The sequence below is a fragment of the Rheinheimera texasensis DSM 17496 genome, from assembly GCF_000711985.1.
Classification (GTDB): Bacteria; Pseudomonadota; Gammaproteobacteria; order Enterobacterales; family Alteromonadaceae; genus Pararheinheimera; species Pararheinheimera texasensis.
The window spans coordinates 287,833-304,008 of sequence record NZ_KL544006.1 but is presented as its reverse complement, the minus strand read 5'-3'; the positions used below and the strand labels follow the sequence as shown (position 1 = coordinate 304,008).

Genomic DNA, 16,176 nt, shown 5'->3' with positions numbered 1-16,176 from the left:
GTGGCTCCCCAGGTTGGACTCGAACCAACGACCTACGGATTAACAGTCCGCCGCTCTAACCGGCTGAGCTACTAGGGAACTGTCTCTGCAACGGGGCGCAATACTAATGCTCCGAAAACAGGCTGTCAACACTTTCACTTGCGCTTTTGGGGTGTTGTGACTCAAGCGCTGATTCTTTAGCCAAAGCGGCGGATTTGCCAGCATTTTTGGCCTGTTGCATACCGATGCAGTGTCGGTTGCATAGGGGGAATTCCATGCTCTGCTGCGAAGCTGGTCGCAAATCCAGCGGCGACGCGGGTTGGACGATCTTACTCACAGAAACTGTGGATAAGTCTGTGTATGAGCCGTGCCGCCCCTGTGCAATACCAATAAAAATGCGGCTTGCAGCCAGATCAAGATTAATTCGATAAAAAATTAAGTTGATATAAAACAATAAGATACAAAAAAGGTTAAATATGAAGTGGGCTGAATAATCCACAAGCTGCCGGATATTTCAGCGATGTTTCAGCTTGTGAACTATTTTTAGGCGCGAACTGCCGGAAATGCCGCCAACACTGTTGGTTACAGAGTTTTTTCCGCAACCGGATAGAGCCGCCGCCGCCTTTTCTCTACAATGGTGGCTTTCTGGTGTTCCGCAGGTATTTATGTCCAGCTCTCCTAAAGCAAAAATTGATATGACTCAGGGTGATATCCGGCAAATTCTGACCCGGATGACCATTCCGATGTTGTTTGGCATGATCACGCTGATGTCATTTAACCTGGTCGACACCTTTTTTATCAGTATGCTCGGAACACATGAGCTGGCCGCGGTCAGTTTCACTTTTCCGGTAACTTTTACTGTGATTAGCCTGGCCATAGGCCTCAGTATCGGCACATCGGCGGTCATCGCTAAAGCGCATGGCAGTGGCGATACTGCGATGGCGCGGGCCGACGGCCTGGCTGCTTTATGGTTATCTGCGTATCTGGTCGCGATTTTATCGTTGATTGGTTATGTTGGCATGGAACCGCTGTTCCGGCTGATTGGCGCCAATGATGACACTTTACCTTTTATTCATGATTATATGAGCTGGTGGTTCGCCGGCTCGGTGCTTTTGATCACACCTATGATTGGCAACGCCGTGCTGCGCGCTGCTGGTGACACCAAAACCCCCAGTCTGATGATGGCCTGCTCTGGCCTCATTAACGCCATTCTGGATCCTATTCTGATATTTGGCTGGGGCCCGGTACCGGCGATGGGCGTAGAAGGGGCGTCAATAGCCAGTGTGATCTCCTGGGCAGTCAGTTTCAGTTTGATTCTTTATTTGATTATGGTGCGGCGCAAACTGGTCGACACTGGCCATCAGCGCTTTAGTGAATTTATCCGCATCAGCCGGCGTATTCTGCAAATCGGTTTGCCTGCAGCCGGTGCCAACATGCTGACGCCGCTGGCGATGGCTATTTTAACCGCGGTGATGGCCAGTTATGGCGCACATGCCGTCGCAGCTTTTGGTGTCGGTGCGCGGATAGAAAGTATTGCCTGTCTGGTGGTGCTGGCGCTGTCGATGACGCTGCCGCCTTTTGTCAGTCAGAATTTAGGCGGCTGCCAGCTTGACCGGGTGCAGTCTGGTTACCAGCTGTGTATCCGTTTTGTGCTGAAATGGCAGTTCGCGGTTTATGTAACACTTGCGATCACTGCGCCTTTTATTGCACATATCTTTTCGACTGAACCTGCAGTCGAGCGGCTGATTTGCTGGTTTATCTGGATCCTGCCTTTGGGTTATGGCCTGCAGGGCATTGTGATCCTGACGAATTCGTCGTTAAACGCCTTACATCTGCCGATGCGGGCATTGGCGCTGAGCGTCGTGCGGCTTTTTGTGTTTTATGTGCCGCTGGCCTGGTTGGGTGGCAAGCTTTTTGGTGTCCTCGGCGTCTACGGCGGTGCATTGACAGCCAATCTGTTTATCGCACTTATCGCGTATTTATGGTTTCAACGTAGTCTGAATGGTTTGCAGCAAGGAGACGGTGTCAGTGTCAAAGCAGTTTGAATTACATGCGCCTTATCAGCCCGGTGGCGACCAGCCAACGGCAATTGCCCAGCTGGTTGATGGTTTGGAAGCTGGATTGGCACATCAGACTTTGTTAGGTGTTACCGGCTCTGGCAAAACTTTTACCATGGCAAACATCATCGCTAAAGTCGACCGGCCGACGTTAATCATGGCGCACAATAAAACGCTGGCGGCACAGTTGTACGGCGAGATGAAGGAGTTTTTCCCCAATAACTCAGTCGAATATTTTGTGTCGTATTACGACTATTACCAGCCGGAAGCTTATGTACCGGCCAGTGATACCTTTATTGAAAAAGACGCTTCGATTAACGAGCACATTGAGCAGATGCGATTGTCGGCGACCAAAGCGCTGATGGAGCGGCGTGATGTCGTGATCATCGCGTCTGTTTCGGCAATCTATGGTCTGGGCGATCCAGAATCGTACATGAAAATGCTGCTGCACCTGCGCGTGGGGGATACGGTGGACCAGCGCTTTATCCTGCGCCGGCTGGCTGAGCTGCAGTATCAGCGTAACGACATGGCGTTTGAACGTGCCACGTATCGGGTGCGTGGTGATGTGATCGACATATATCCGGCCGAATCGGATGAGTTGGCGGTTCGGGTGGAGCTGTTTGATGAAGAAATCGAACGCATCAGTCTGTTTGATCCGCTGACCGGCGCTATTGACCGTATCGTAGCGCGGTACACCATTTATCCAAAAACCCACTATGTCACGCCGCGCGAGAAAATCCTCGAAGCGGTGGACAAAATCAAAGTGGAGCTGGCGGCCCGGCGCGCCCAGCTGCTGGCGGAAAATAAACTGATTGAAGAACAGCGCATTGGCCAGCGCACGTTATTTGATTTGGAAATGATGGTGGAGCTTGGCTATTGCTCCGGCATTGAAAACTATTCGCGTTATTTATCCGGCCGCGCCGAAGGCGAACCGCCGCCGACCTTGCTGGATTATTTTCCGGCCGATGGCCTGATGTTTATCGACGAGTCGCATGTCACCATTTCGCAAATCGGCGCGATGTTTCGCGGCGACCGTTCGCGTAAAGAAAACCTGGTCAACTACGGCTTCCGTTTGCCATCGGCACTGGATAACAGACCGTTGAAATTTGAAGAATTTGAAGCGATAGCGCCACAGCGGATTTATGTGTCGGCAACGCCGGCGGCTTATGAGCTGGAAAAATCCGGCACTGATATCGCCGAGCAGGTGGTGCGGCCGACGGGGCTGATTGATCCGGTGATTGAGATCAGGCCGGTCGGCACTCAGGTCGATGATTTGCTATCTGAAGCCATCCGCTGCGCAGGCCTCAACGAGCGGGTGCTGGTCACGACGCTGACGAAAAAAATGGCGGAGGATTTAACCGATTATCTCGCCAATCACAATATCAAGGTACGGTATCTGCATTCAGACGTTGATACGGTGGAGCGGGTCGAGATCATTCGCGATTTGCGCCTCGGTGTGTTTGATGTGTTAGTTGGCATTAACTTATTGCGGGAAGGTCTGGATATTCCGGAAGTCTCGCTGGTGGCGATTCTGGATGCCGACAAAGAAGGCTTTTTGCGCTCGGAGCGATCGCTTATTCAGACCATCGGCCGGGCGGCTCGCAACGTCAACGGCAAAGCGATTTTATATGCTGACCGTATTACCGGCTCGATGCAACGTGCGATTGACGAAACCGACCGGCGTCGTGCCAAGCAAGTGGCATACAACGAAGCCCATGGCATTACACCGACGCAAATTCGCAAAAAAGTTGGTGATGTAATGGACTTGGGTCAGGACGACGTGGAGCTGCCGAAGGTGGCAGAACACGCCAAACTAATCAAAGGCAAGACGCCATATCAGGTGCAGGCTGAGATCAAAAAATTGGAAGCGCAGATGCTGCAACATGCGAAAAATCTGGAGTTTGAGCAGGCCGCTATGCTGCGTGATCAGGTTCATGCGTTAAAGGCTGCGTTGTTGGAGATTTAAGCAGTTATCTTTGTAACAAAATATGTGTAAAGCGTATTTCTGCTTGAATGAAAAATGCGCGTTATTTTTTATCTTATTGAAATTTAATAAATAAATATAAATAAATGAACGGATATCATATTTCAGTTCATTTTCGCGTTCAGATTCAATTAAGTTTCAAAATCATAAAGTGCCCCCGACTTGTTTAACTGCCGGAGGGCACAGTATGAAATCCCGAGTTATTCCTTTTATTGTTTCCGTTTTAGCCTCAGCCATCGCAGTCGGCGCACAGGCGCAAAGTTTCCAGTTCCAGACTGATGCTGATTACAACAGCGCAGACTTAGGCCCAGCCGACGTCAACGGCCTGCAAATTCGCCAGCAGTATTTCCTGTCACCAATCCAGAATGGTGACAACCAGCCATGGCGCGAAGCGGCCTTTTTAAATCGCAGCAGCAGCGCCAACCTGACCTACAACCGCACTGAAATCGACGGCGGCAGTGACGAAATGAATGTCAATGCCTGGGGTGTTGGTGGCGAATATATGAGCAATAGCCACGATTTTTATGCCGCTTTAGATGTGAACTTCTTAAACGGTGACAACAGCTTTGGCGCGACCGGCAAGCTCGGTTTCTTTGTACAGCAAAACTGGTTAGTGGCGTTGGATGTATATCACACAAATCCGGACAATGAAGGCAGCAGCACAGATTATGGCCTCAGCACCAAAGCCATCCTGCCGGTGATGGATGGTGACCACCTGGTGTTGACCGCCAGCTACGCTGATTTTGACGAAGGTAATGGTCACGCCATCGCTGCTGATTATTACATCCGTCCTTACTGGTCTGTTGGTTTAGCCGCGCGTAACGACATGCCAACACTGCAAAATGTGTTTGGTGACAGCGTTGAAGTGCGTTCAGAGTATTTTGTCACGCCACAGCTGGCGCTGCGTGGTGCGCTGAGCCGGGTCGATGTGGGTGCTGATGATGAAAATCAGTTTGCGGTTGGCGCCAGCTACCGTTTTTGATTTGTTTGACCAAGTTCCCAAGCTGATTTAGCCCCGCATCGCGGGGCTTTTTTTTATTTACAGGAAGTACGGTACGCCGACAATGCAGGTACGTGGTACCCAGAGCTTGTCGGCGATTTGCGCCATCTGGGTCGTTCTGCCTTTGATCCACCGCAGCAACTCACTGTTGCCCGCAACTGCGCTTGACAGTATCTGGCCTTGGTCTGTTATGTTGACTGCTCATTTTGTTCAGCAGCTTATCGTAACTCTGATGCTGCTGTGTTCTGGCAGGATTTCTGATGACCACTCGTGTAATTTTCTCTTTGATGCTGCTGTCGGCCGGTGCGCTGGCGGCTGACACTTTACCGCCGTTGCTGCTCTGGCAGGGCAGTACTGAAAGCCTGATTCAGCCGAAACACCCCTGGGTGACCCCGGCGGAGCTGACCAATCTGACCGAAACACCGGATTATGCTGCAACGGTCAGTTACCTGCAGAAGTTGGTGGCCAGCAGTGAATTACTGCGGATGGAATCCATTGGCAAAAGTCCACAAGGCCGTGACATCTGGTTAGTGAAGGCCAGCATGCAGCCAGACCTCATTGGCAAAGGCCCAGTTAAAAGCGGTCGGCCAACGTTGTTGGTGCAGGCCGGTATTCACAGCGGCGAAATTGACGGCAAAGATGCAGGGCTGATGCTGCTGCGCGACATCGTGCATGGTGATAAACAACAATTACTGGCCCAGGTTGATTTGTTATTTGTGCCGATTTTGTCCGTCGATGCCCATGAGCGCAAAGGCAAATTCAACCGGATGAATCAACGCGGCCCGGTCGAGCAGGGGTGGCGCAGCACAGCGCAGAACCTGAATTTAAACCGCGATTATGCCAAAGCCGACAGCCCGGAAATGCGCGCTGTACTGGGGGCTATTAATACCTATCAGCCTGATTTGTATATGGATGTGCATGTCACCGACGGCGAAGATTATCAGTACGACATCACTTATGGCTTTAACGAGCCTTTTGCCAGCCAAAGCCCGAATGGTGCCAGCTGGCTGGCCAGCGTGTACCGGCCTGCGATTGATCAGGCGTTAAGCGCGGCCGGTCATATTCCAGGGCCATTAGTGTTTGCCGTGGATCCAATGGATTTTAGTAAAGGCCTGCAAGGCTCAACCGCGACGCCACGGTTTTCGCAAGGCTATGGTGATGTGCGGCACTTACCGACCATTCTGGTCGAAAACCACAGTTTAAAACCGTACCGCCAGCGGGTGCTGGGTACTTATGTGTTGCTGGAACAAAGCCTGCAACTGCTGGCGCAGCAAGGCAAAGCGCTACAACTGGCGAAAAAAGCCGACGAAAATGCGCGGCCGCAGCGTCAGGTATTGTTATTTAAAGCCGCCGAACAGCCAGACTCAATACCATTTAAAGGCATCAGCTATGAGATGGCGCACAGCGACATCATCAACGGGCCTTATGTGAAATGGACAGGCCAGGCAAAAGATTATGACGCTCTGCCAGTGTATTGGGAAAAAGTACCTGCGGTGGAAGTGGAAGTGCCCAAAGCTTATTGGATCCCGCCGCAGTATCAGGATGTGATCAATCGCCTGCAAATCCACGGCATTTCGATGACCCGGCTGGAAAAATCCGGCAGTCTGGAATTGCAGCAACTGAGCGCCAGCAACGCTGAACTCGCCAGCCGTTCTTTTGAAGGGCGGGTTGGTATCAAAGCCAGTTTTAGCCCGGCCTGGGGCGAATTTACCTTGCCGGTCGGCACGGTGCGGGTCAGCACCGATCAGCCGCTCGGCGCTTTGGCAGTGGCTTTGTTACAACCCGAGGGGCCGGATTCGTTTTTCAGCTGGGGCTTTTTCCACGGCATGTTTGAACGGACTGAGTACTTTGAGACCTACGCCATGCTGCCGTGGATTGAGCAGGAGCTGAAAACCAATAAAAAACTGGCGGCGGATTTTGCGGCGGCAGTGAAAGCTGATGCCAAACTGGCCAAAGACGGTCAGGCGAGGCTCCACTGGTTCTATCAACGTTCGCCGTTTTATGACCAGACTTATCTGAAATATCCGGTGCTGATTGAGCGGTAAGCGCCAGTCATTCGATAACAAAGCCCTGTAACTACAGGGCTTTTTTATTCTGAACTTAGTTTTGCACTGGAGTATTCTCAGCGAAATACTCATGACTGTCGGCGTTTTTCACGGCCTGCGCCGGATTACTCAGCGCCAGTGATTTGGCCGCGCTTTGCCCATAGGCAATGTCGTCAGTATCGGCAACAACCGTGAAATGACTGGTTTCATGCACGATAGTGCCAGCTTTGGAATCGGTGCCGGTATTGGCCGCTGACCAGAAGGCACTACACAAATAAATCTTGTACGGCTGATTCGGATAGACATAAGCGTAATAAGAGTCGGTGCAGCCACAATCAAACTGTAATGGCTGATTATTCAGCGCGCTGTTGATTTTATTAAAGTTGCTGCTGACTGTGCTCCAGCGGCCACTGGTGTAACTGCCAAACCAGGTTTTGTAGCGCACCGAGTTGGCGCGGCTGGCCGTTGGATAAGTCGACAGATAGTTGTAGGAACCCGAAGCGTAGTTTTTGGCGGAGGCCAGCGCTGTGGCAATCGATGTACGACGGCTGCTGCTGCAATTGGCGGCATAAGAAACTGAGCCTGCCAGCGTTACCAGTGCCGGCCACTCGATATCGCTGGCGGCTTTGGCATCCACGTCAATCTGGCGGTAAATTGCATCGGACTGCAGCGCCGGCACCGGAGTATCCACCAGCATTTGTTCGGCCTGCGTCTGTTGCTGCGGAGTCAGTTTCGGCACCACACCGTGCAGTGCCATCGCCTCCACATGATATTGAATTTGGTAGTTGCCGCTTGCTGGCAGGTCATAAGCGCCAGTCAGTTCAACCTGATACTGCCGGCTTTCGCCCGGTTGCAGTGTCAGATAATCCTTCGCGGTGGCAGCGGCGCGTTTAATTCGTTTGCCGGTGTAGGCGGCGTCCTGGCCATTGATGCTGATATCAAACAGATCTTCCTGCAGGCCGTCGGCCGGCGTGTACCAGCGTAGAATGCGCTGTGGTTTATTGGATGTATTGTGCAGCCTGACGGTCAGGCGGACGTCGTCGCTGGCTGCAAACTGCTGCTGTGCTGTATCGATGCTGACTTCAATGTCGCCGGCGAATGCGGTATTTGCTGACAGGGCGGTCAGCAGCGCGGTGGAAAATACGCTGAGTTTCATACATGTTCCTGTTTATTGTTGTTTGATCTGATGGGTTCGCATCAGGCTGATCGGTGCTGATCAGTCACACTCAGTTACAGGTTTTTTGTGTCTGGTCTCAAGGGGCGGGCAAAAACATCAGAAAAATATCAAAAATTTCTAATATAAATGAAGCGGCCGCTGTATGGCGGCCCCTCGCTGAACTTGTTTGCTATTGGATGATGAAACCCCGGCGTTATTCATAATGCAGCATGCTGCGTCCCCCGGCGTCGGGTTTGCTGTCGACTTTCACTTCCTGACCATTTTGCAGGCCATGCTGACCACGGACCACCACTTTGTCGCCGGGGCGCAGCGCCGATTCAACGATATAATGGGTGTCTAAGGTCGACAGGATTTTCAGTGTCACCCGTTCAGCTTTATCGTCCTGGTCAATTTTCCAGGTGCGAAACACTTCGCCTTCCAGTTCAATCGCTTCATTCGGTACTTTGGTGATGGTGTCAGATTGCACCTGCATATCGATGATCTGCACCTGGCCGACCAGTAAGTTGCTGCGATCCTGCGCCGGATGGTCAAAATACAGCGTCAGATGTTCGGCTTTGGCATCCAGCTGCTGGCTGACTTCGCGTAGTTTCAGTGGCTTACCCTGCAGAATAAACTGATGGCGTTGCAGCTCGGCATTGCTGCTGTAGCTGATGACCGGCAGTAAACACTCCAGCTGTTTATTTTGGGTAGACAGCAGTTGCATGATGGGCTGGCCTTCGACCAGTTGTGAACCGGGTTCGGAACTGACACTCATCACCTGCGCATCAAAAGGCGCAAAGTGGCTTAAGCGTTTCTGTTTCATTTGCGCCAGCTGCAGTTCCTGCTCCAGCCGCTGGATTTTCAGCTCAGAACTGTCGAGCTGAAACTTCAGATTATTAATTTCGCTGGCGGCGGTGAGGCCGGATTTACTCAACCGGTTCATCCGGTGAAATTCTTCGCTGGCAAAATTTTTCGCCACCCGCGCGGCTTCGATGTCGGTTTTGATGATATTGATTTGCCGTTGCAGGTAGGCGTCGTCCTGTTTCGCCACCAGCTGGCCTTTTTTCACTGAGCTGCCAACCGGCAACATTTGTAGCAGTTCTGCGGTGGCATGGCTGGAAATACGAAAACTTTGCGGTGCAGTGACTGTGCAGTTGAGAGGATGTACTACAGCGGCATGATGCGCCAGCACCACGTCAGTTAACACGGTTTTGTCGGCAGCTGCGCTGCTAAAGGCCCATAACAAGGCAAAGCCGGTAAAAAACCGCAAACGATCAGGCTTGAACAACACAACGCCCCCGCTGTTAGTGCAACAAAGTTTCTTATACCCAAAAGAGATGGAGTTGACCAGCACCGGCCGCGATGAGTTCCCGTCAACATCAGTTCGCTGGTAAATTTTGCTGAAAAACCATCAGGCCGGATAACGCCCAAGGACCGGATGCCAGTCCTGCCAAACCGGCTGTACGCCATTTACCCGCAACATCGCCGCTATTTCCTGTGGACTGCGTTCATCGTCAATACTGAACTGCGCCAGGCTCTGGGGCGATACTGTGTAACCACCCGGCTGGGTTTTGCTGCCGGCGCTGGCGCTGCAGGCGATGCTGCTCAGCAATAAATCGCGAAGCGCCGGGCTGTCGCGGGTGGAAATACTGAGACTGAGCTCCGGTGCAAAAATTTTCAGCGCACACAAGAGCTGCAAATAATCGCGGTCTGACACGCCGCTTTGCTGCGTACTTTTGCCGGCGCAGGGTTTTAACCGCGGCAGTGCTACCGAAAAAGCCAGCTGATACCAATGCTGTTGCAAATGCCGCAGATGCTGCGCCAGCACCAGCACGTCAGTGCGCCAGTCGGCGAGCCCCAGCAATACGCCCATCCCAAGCTGTGTGATGCCGGCCTGAGCCACGCGTGACGGCGCAGCCAATCGGTTGGTCATATCAGCTTTGGTGCCAAAAGTATGGTGGCGGGCATAACTTTGTGGGTCATAAGTTTCCTGATACAACATCACCGCATCTATGCCGGCGATGCGCAGCTGCTGGTAATCCCTGACATCAAGCGGTTGTGATTCCAGCATCAGCCTTGCCACTTGCGGGCGCAGCGCCTGCGTCACTTCCAGTAAATAATCGACGCCGGCTTTGCGTTGATGTTCACCGGTGACCAGCAGGATTTGCGAGATGCCAAGCGACTGAATGGCGGTGGTTTCCTGCAGTGCTTCAGCGACAGTTAAAATCCGCCGTTTTACCGCCACACTTCTGGAAAAACCACAATAACTGCATTCGTTGCTGCACAGATTGGACAGGTAAAGCGGCGCAAACAGAGACAGGGTGCGGCCACTGCGCTGGCGTTTTAACTGGGTGGCGCGGGCCAGCAGTTCGGGCAGAAATTCGCCGGCGGCCGGGCTTAACAGCGCCTGTAAGTCAGCAAAGCTCGGTTTTGCTGCTGTCAGTGCCCGTTGCACCGCGGCCTGGTCTGGCAGGTAACTTTGCGCCTGTAAGTTATCAAATTGCTGTTGGGTCAGCTGAAAATTAGCGATCGGGACTGGCATCAGGATAACCCCGCCAATAGGTGGGCAAAACCAGGCTCTAACGGGCTGCTGGCCTGAGCTCGTGCTTGCCTCATCCCAAGACCACTTTGCTGTGCCAGTACTCCGGCTTCCACTGCCAAACGAAACGCCTGCGCCATCCGAACCGGATCAGTGCTCGAGGCAATAGCGGTATTGACCAGCACCGCATTGGCGCCAAGTTCGAGCGCGAGCGTCGCGTCCGACGGCGCGCCAAGGCCGGCATCAATAATCACCGGGATATTGGCCTGCTCGATAATAATCTCCAGCATGGCGCGATTTTGCAGGCCCTGATTGGAGCCAATCGGCGCACCGAGCGGCATCACGGCGGCACAGCCGGCCTGTTCCAGCTGCTTACAATGCAGCGGATCGGCGCTGCAATACGGCAACACCACAAAGCCCAGATCACACAGCTTCTCGGCGGCTTTTAGCGTTTCCCGCGGGTCCGGCAGCAGATATTTTGGCTCCGGGTGAATTTCTAATTTCAACCAGTGGGTGCCGACAGCTTCCCGCGCCAGCAGCGCTGCTTGTACCGCTTCTTCCGCAGTGCGGGCGCCTGAGGTATTGGGCAATAACTGCACACCAAGTGCTTGCAGCGGGCTGAATAAATCGTCTAATGGGGCTCCGGGCTGCAGGCGTTTAAGTGCCAGTGTCACCAGTTCAGTGCCACTGGCCCGCACGGCCTGCTGCATCTGCAAAGCGCTTTGAAACTTGCCGCTGCCAAGTAACAAGTGCGAGTGAAAGGTCTTTCCGGCAATCGTCAGCATGTTAACCTCCGGCAACCAGCTGAAAAATTTCGATATGATGGTCCTGCTCTGTTGACAGCGGCGTTTGTGCCCACAGGGCTCGCGGCAGCAGTTGCCGGTTCAGCACCAAAGCGACCCCTTGCGTCGGCAGTGCAAGTTGCTCAGCGAGGTCTGCCAGCGTGCTGGCTTGCAGTGCGCTTTTTTGTTGATTGATATACAGCATCAAACTTCTCCTTCTGGAGCAGAACTAACGCCGCAGCAGGTGCAGCCCGGGTCCTGCTGTAGCGGGTACCAGTGAAAACCGATGTGATTGCCACTTGCAGCAAAACGGCCATAGTGGCCGAAGGGGATTGAGCTAGCGTGCCCGAAGGGCACTGGATTTGCCTGCCCGAAGGGGATTTGATTTGCTTGCCCGAACGGGACTGCCTGTGCAATTTGGTCCGCTGAAGCCTGTAAATACTGCAACAACAGCCAGGCCAGCTGCTGTGCGGTCAAAGTCACCAGCGCCGGGTCCACGCCCATGCTGCGGCAGTTTTGCAACACCTGCCAGTCGGGGTCGACCAGGCACTGATAACAGGCACTGTGGCGATTGAGCAGATACAGCTGTGCCGAAGCACCGCTGACTGCGCCGGCAAACAGCGGTTTGCCGGTTTCGCGCGCCAGCCGGTTCAGCTGCAGCCGGGTCGGCAGGTTGTCGCTGCAATCCACCAGTACATCACAAACTTCAGCGGCCTCACGCAGTGCCTCGTCATTTAGCCGGCACTGCAGTACTTGAAGTTGTGGATGCGGGTTGTGCTGGCGCAGCCGCGCCGCTGCGACTTCGGCCTTGGGTTTACCAACATCGTTGGTTTGATACAGTTGCTGGCGCGGCAGATTAGATAATTCCACGACATCACCATCAATCAAAGTCAGAGCACCCACGCCGGCACTGACCAAAGTGCTGGCGACAGGGCAACCCAGCCCGCCGAGCCCAAGCACCAGCACCCGAGCCTGTCGCAGCCTGAGTTGGCGTTCCAGAGCGTCATCACCGAGCATCAGACTACGGCTATAGCGGATAAATTCGTTGTCAGATAGGTTCATAAGCGCTTTCTCCGGCCGGAGCCTGATGCCATAATTGCTGCAGCTGCTCGCAGCGCGCTCGGATATCCGTCGCCTCCACCACAGCCCGTACCATTGCTACGCCGGACAATCCCATCATCCGCAACGCTGGCAAATGCGAAGCGTCAATGCCGCCAATGGCCACCCCCGGAATGTGCTGTTGCTGACAAAGCCGCTGCTGGCGGGCCAGCAAGCGCAGACCTTGTGGGATGGACGGCATATCTTTGGTTGGCGTGGCAAACACATGGCCCAGCGCGATGTAAGAAGGGCGCAGCTGCAGCGCCTGCAATAGCTCCAGATAACCGTGGGTGGAAATGCCAAGGCGCAGGCCGGCCTGTTGCAGCGCGCTAAGGTCGGCTTCGAGTAAATCTTCCTGGCCAAGATGCACACCATAAGCACCCAGCTCCAGCGCCAGTTGCCAGTGGTCGTTGATAAACAGCTGCAGCTGATGTTGCCGGCCAAAGGCGATGGCGGCCTGCAGTTGCTGGCGCAGCTGCACTGATGTACCGGTTTTCACACGAAGTTGGATGGTGCGCACACCGGCTGCAGCGACCGCCGCCAACTGACTGAAATTGCTGACGACCGGATAAATGCCGGGGGCCTGCTGCAGCGGCGCAAAGCCGGCGCGGACGTTTTGCTTCGCACCCGCCAAAGGGCCACGCACGCTGATGTGATCTTGCACGTGCAACGCCAGCGGCCAGCCGGGCCGGCCAAGCTGATGTGGCTTTGTGGCCGGGTGCTGCAGGCATTGTTGTAAGTAAAGACTTGCCAGCACAAATGCATCCGGCAACAGCATCGGCTGCGCTAAGGCACAGGCCAGCGCCGTGGCAAAACTGCAACCGGTACCGCGCCAGCTACCGCTCAGCCGCGGTTTTTCCAGTTGCATTACGTTTTGTGGCGCGCCGGCTGACAAAGCGTTGCAAAGTGCCTGCACCGGCCAAAGTTTAAAGCTTTGTGTCGCCGCCGGATGCAGATACAGCTGTTCGCGAAGCATCGCGCCGCCGCCATGACCATCTTTACACCAGATGGCTTTGACGCCGCTGGCGAATAACAGCCGGACCGCAAGCTGTACCTCCGCATCGGCAGCTAAACCGGCCAGCGCCCGCAGTTCGGGGCCATTGGGCGTCAGCACGTCGGTCAGCGCCAGCAACGGCGCCAATGCTGACGGACTCAGGCGTTGCAGGGTCTCCCCGCAGCTTGCTACGTGTACCGGATCGACAATGATCCAGACCTGCGGCTGTTGTTGCTTGAAGCGACGCAGCCAGTCGACAAGCAGCTCCAGCGTGGCACTGTCCGGCACCAGCCCAATTTTTATGGCGACCGGCTGCGGCTGGCCGTCAGCTGCAAGAGCATCCAGCTGCGATTTCAGCACCGCAGGCGTAACCGGATTCACTGCCAGCACAGCACCATTGTGTTGCGCAGTTACTGCAGTCAGCACAGTAGCAGCCGGCACATGCAAGTCCTGCGCTGTGGCCAAATCCGCCTGAATACCGGCCAAAGCGCTGCAATCCGAGCCGCCGATGAGCCAGATCAAACCGGGTTCAGGCAGGTTCATCGGCGTGCTCCGGCTTTGGTGCTGACAAAGAACCGGCTTTCACCGTTTGATTCAGTTTCATCGAGCAGAATTTTGGCCCACACATGGCACAGAACTCAGTGTCGGCACCTTCCGGCAGCGCTGCCTGGTAATAGGTTTTGGCGGTATCAGGGTCGAGCGATAAATGAAATTGATCCAGCCAGCGGAATTCATACCGCGCTTTGGACAAGGCGTTGTCGCGTAGCTGCGCGCCGGGATGACCTTTGGCTAAATCGGCGGCGTGCGCGGCAATTTTGTAGGCAATTAGCCCTTGCTTGACATCTTCTTTGTCCGGCAGGCCCAAATGCTCTTTGGGTGTGACGTAACACAGCATGGCGCAGCCAAACCAACCGATGAGCGCCGCACCGATGCCGGAGGCGATATGGTCATAGCCCGGCGAGATGTCGGTGATAAGCGGGCCTAAAGTGTAAAACGGCGCGCCATGGCAATGGTTCAGCTGCTCTGTCATATTGGCCTGCACCAATTGCAGCGGCACATGGCCCGGGCCTTCAATCATCACCTGCACATCATATTCCCAGGCGATTTTGGTCAGCTCACCCAAAGTGCGCAGTTCAGCAAACTGCGCTGCGTCATTTGCGTCGGCAACACAGCCCGGGCGCAAGCCATCACCAAGGCTTAACGACACGTCATATTGGGCGCAAATCTGGCAAATCTCGGCAAAATGCTGATAGAGAAAGTTTTCGCTGTTTTTCCGCTGACACCACTGCGCCAGAATAGCACCGCCGCGCGACACAATGCCGGTGATACGTTTGGCCGTCAGCGGAATAAAATCTTTTAATACGCCGGCGTGAATGGTGAAGTAATCGACGCCTTGCTCGGCCTGTTCGATTAAGGTATCTCGAAAAAGCGCCCAGCTCAGTTTTTCTACATCACCGCGCACTTTTTCCAGCGCCTGATAAATCGGCACTGTGCCGATGGGCACCGGCGAGTTACGTAAAATCCATTCGCGGGTCTGGTGAATATGCCGGCCGGTGGATAAATCCATCACAGTATCTGCACCCCAGCGCACTGACCATAGCAGCTTTTCCACTTCTTCTTCGATGCTGGAACTGACTGCCGAATTGCCGATATTGGCATTCACTTTGACCAGAAAATTGCGGCCGATAATCATCGGTTCGGCTTCCGGGTGATTGATATTGGCCGGCAAAATGGCGCGGCCGGCGGCAATTTCGCTACGGACAAATTCGGCGTCTATTTGTGCCGGAATACCGGCGCCAAAACTTTCGCCGGCATGTTGTGGCTGCAAATCGCTGGCAGCCTGCTGCTGCGCGGCGCGCGTCATATTTTCCCTCAGCGCCACAAACTGCATTTCCGGCGTGATGATGCCGGCACGGGCATAAGCGAGTTGAGTCGGTCTGTTGCCCGGTAAGGCCTGACGTACGGCATGGCTAAACTGGCCTTGTTGCGCGTCCAGTTCTACCGCAAGCGCCGACAAAGGCGCAGCACAGGGTTCAGTATCGCCACGGGCGGCTATCCAGCCGGCGCGAAGCTTGGGTAAACCGCGGCTGACATCGGCCTGATAACCGGCATCACCATAAGGCCCGCTGCAGTCATAGAGGGGCACCGGCGCATTGGCGCTGCCATCTGACGACGGGTGTAAGGCCACTTCACGGCAAGGTACCGCAACCGAGCCATCCGCACTTTGCAGGTAAATCCGGCGGGAACCGGTGTAAGCGGCGGTTTTAAAATCGACAATAAACTGGCGCGCCGCTTCGCGTTTATCGCGACGTTTAAGCTGTGGCGCCGTTTGTGATGTAGTTGTGCAGTCAGACATAGCAAGCTCCAATAAAGTTGAGTTGCTTGTCCGGAGTGGGGCAGATGTGTGTTGCTGTGCCGGCAGCCTCGCAGCGCCGGGGGCGACATACATGTGATAGAAAGTCAGCGCGGATGGATAGGCACCGGAAACACCGGTGAAATATCCAACAGCACAGACAACTGCAGATCTGCTGCGCGTTCACAT

At 54.3% G+C, this 16,176-nt stretch carries 12 protein-coding genes and 1 tRNA gene; 4 read left to right on the top strand and 9 right to left on the bottom strand.

The genetic code is table 11. The features are described from left to right. Nucleotide 1 precedes the first annotated feature (1 nt). A tRNA-Asn gene (locus tag Q399_RS0118460) sits at nucleotides 2–78 on the bottom strand. Nucleotides 79–644: 566 nt separating this feature from the next. Here Q399_RS0118460 and Q399_RS0118450 point away from each other — a divergent pair. The 4 genes from Q399_RS0118450 to Q399_RS0118430 all read left to right on the top strand — a co-directional run bounded on the left by Q399_RS0118450 (nucleotide 645) and on the right by Q399_RS0118430 (nucleotide 7,065). Beyond that, entirely contained in the window at nucleotides 645–2,024 is a 1,380-nt protein-coding gene (locus Q399_RS0118450; protein WP_031571137.1) for an MATE family efflux transporter, read from the top strand. After that, complete coding sequence (gene uvrB, locus Q399_RS0118445) at nucleotides 1,981–4,002, top strand: excinuclease ABC subunit UvrB (protein ID WP_422784854.1); 2,022 nt, start codon at nucleotides 1,981–1,983, stop codon at nucleotides 4,000–4,002. The genes Q399_RS0118450 and uvrB overlap by 44 nt, the downstream gene beginning before the upstream one ends. Before the next feature lie 205 nt (nucleotides 4,003–4,207). Beyond that, nucleotides 4,208–5,002 carry a putative porin gene (locus tag Q399_RS0118440; protein WP_031571132.1) on the top strand — a complete coding sequence of 265 codons (795 nt, stop codon included), beginning with the start codon at nucleotides 4,208–4,210 and terminating at the stop codon, nucleotides 5,000–5,002. Between the two features lie 278 nt (nucleotides 5,003–5,280). Beyond that, nucleotides 5,281–7,065: a M14 family metallopeptidase gene (locus tag Q399_RS0118430; protein ID WP_051686167.1), complete on the top strand. Its 1,785-nt coding sequence runs from the start codon at nucleotides 5,281–5,283 to the stop codon at nucleotides 7,063–7,065. A 55-nt stretch (nucleotides 7,066–7,120) separates the two neighbouring features. Here the strand turns inward: Q399_RS0118430 and Q399_RS0118425 are convergent, their stop codons facing one another. From Q399_RS0118425 to thiC, 8 genes are all read right to left on the bottom strand, one after another. Continuing rightward, a complete protein-coding gene (locus Q399_RS0118425; RefSeq protein WP_031571125.1) occupies nucleotides 7,121–8,221 on the bottom strand; it encodes a M35 family metalloendopeptidase in 1,101 nt (366 codons plus the stop codon). A 214-nt stretch (nucleotides 8,222–8,435) separates the two neighbouring features. Next, on the bottom strand, nucleotides 8,436–9,509 hold the full coding sequence (locus Q399_RS0118420) for an efflux RND transporter periplasmic adaptor subunit (protein WP_157836348.1): 1,074 nt from the start codon (nucleotides 9,507–9,509) through the stop codon (nucleotides 8,436–8,438). A gap of 123 nt (nucleotides 9,510–9,632) precedes the next feature. Beyond that, entirely contained in the window at nucleotides 9,633–10,763 is a 1,131-nt protein-coding gene (thiH, locus tag Q399_RS0118415; protein WP_031571120.1) for a 2-iminoacetate synthase ThiH, read from the bottom strand. After that, nucleotides 10,763–11,545, bottom strand: a complete 783-nt coding sequence (locus Q399_RS0118410; protein WP_031571117.1) for a thiazole synthase — start codon at nucleotides 11,543–11,545, stop codon at nucleotides 10,763–10,765. Before Q399_RS0118410 ends, thiH begins: the two co-directional genes overlap by 1 nt. Before the next feature lies 1 nt (nucleotide 11,546). Next, nucleotides 11,547–11,747, bottom strand: coding sequence for a sulfur carrier protein ThiS (gene thiS, locus Q399_RS0118405; protein ID WP_031571114.1), 201 nt, complete (start codon nucleotides 11,745–11,747; stop codon nucleotides 11,547–11,549). Beyond that, entirely contained in the window at nucleotides 11,747–12,604 is an 858-nt protein-coding gene (locus tag Q399_RS0118400) for a HesA/MoeB/ThiF family protein (RefSeq protein WP_051686166.1), read from the bottom strand. The genes thiS and Q399_RS0118400 overlap by 1 nt, the downstream gene beginning before the upstream one ends. Next, nucleotides 12,591–14,177, bottom strand: a complete 1,587-nt coding sequence (locus tag Q399_RS0118395) for a thiamine phosphate synthase (RefSeq protein ID WP_031571108.1) — start codon at nucleotides 14,175–14,177, stop codon at nucleotides 12,591–12,593. The genes Q399_RS0118400 and Q399_RS0118395 overlap by 14 nt, the downstream gene beginning before the upstream one ends. Then, entirely contained in the window at nucleotides 14,164–15,990 is a 1,827-nt protein-coding gene (gene thiC, locus Q399_RS0118390; RefSeq protein ID WP_051686165.1) for a phosphomethylpyrimidine synthase ThiC, read from the bottom strand. Before thiC ends, Q399_RS0118395 begins: the two co-directional genes overlap by 14 nt. Between the last annotated feature and the right edge of the window lie 186 nt (nucleotides 15,991–16,176).

What these genes read in the sequence shown, in the direction of transcription:
- thiH (WP_031571120.1), bottom strand. Translation starts at nt 10,763, where the DNA reads ATGCCAGTCCCGATCGCTAATTTTCAGCTGACCCAACAGCAATTTGAT.
- Q399_RS0118395 (WP_031571108.1), bottom strand. Translation starts at nt 14,177, where the DNA reads ATGAACCTGCCTGAACCCGGTTTGATCTGGCTCATCGGCGGCTCGGAT.
- Q399_RS0118425 (WP_031571125.1), bottom strand. Translation starts at nt 8,221, where the DNA reads ATGAAACTCAGCGTATTTTCCACCGCGCTGCTGACCGCCCTGTCAGCA.
- Q399_RS0118410 (WP_031571117.1), bottom strand. Translation starts at nt 11,545, where the DNA reads ATGCTGACGATTGCCGGAAAGACCTTTCACTCGCACTTGTTACTTGGC.
- thiS (WP_031571114.1), bottom strand. Translation starts at nt 11,747, where the DNA reads ATGCTGTATATCAATCAACAAAAAAGCGCACTGCAAGCCAGCACGCTG.
- Q399_RS0118440 (WP_031571132.1), top strand. Translation starts at nt 4,208, where the DNA reads ATGAAATCCCGAGTTATTCCTTTTATTGTTTCCGTTTTAGCCTCAGCC.
- uvrB (WP_422784854.1), top strand. Translation starts at nt 1,981, where the DNA reads ATGGTTTGCAGCAAGGAGACGGTGTCAGTGTCAAAGCAGTTTGAATTA.
- Q399_RS0118400 (WP_051686166.1), bottom strand. Translation starts at nt 12,604, where the DNA reads ATGAACCTATCTGACAACGAATTTATCCGCTATAGCCGTAGTCTGATG.
- Q399_RS0118430 (WP_051686167.1), top strand. Translation starts at nt 5,281, where the DNA reads ATGACCACTCGTGTAATTTTCTCTTTGATGCTGCTGTCGGCCGGTGCG.
- Q399_RS0118450 (WP_031571137.1), top strand. Translation starts at nt 645, where the DNA reads ATGTCCAGCTCTCCTAAAGCAAAAATTGATATGACTCAGGGTGATATC.
- thiC (WP_051686165.1), bottom strand. Translation starts at nt 15,990, where the DNA reads ATGTCTGACTGCACAACTACATCACAAACGGCGCCACAGCTTAAACGT.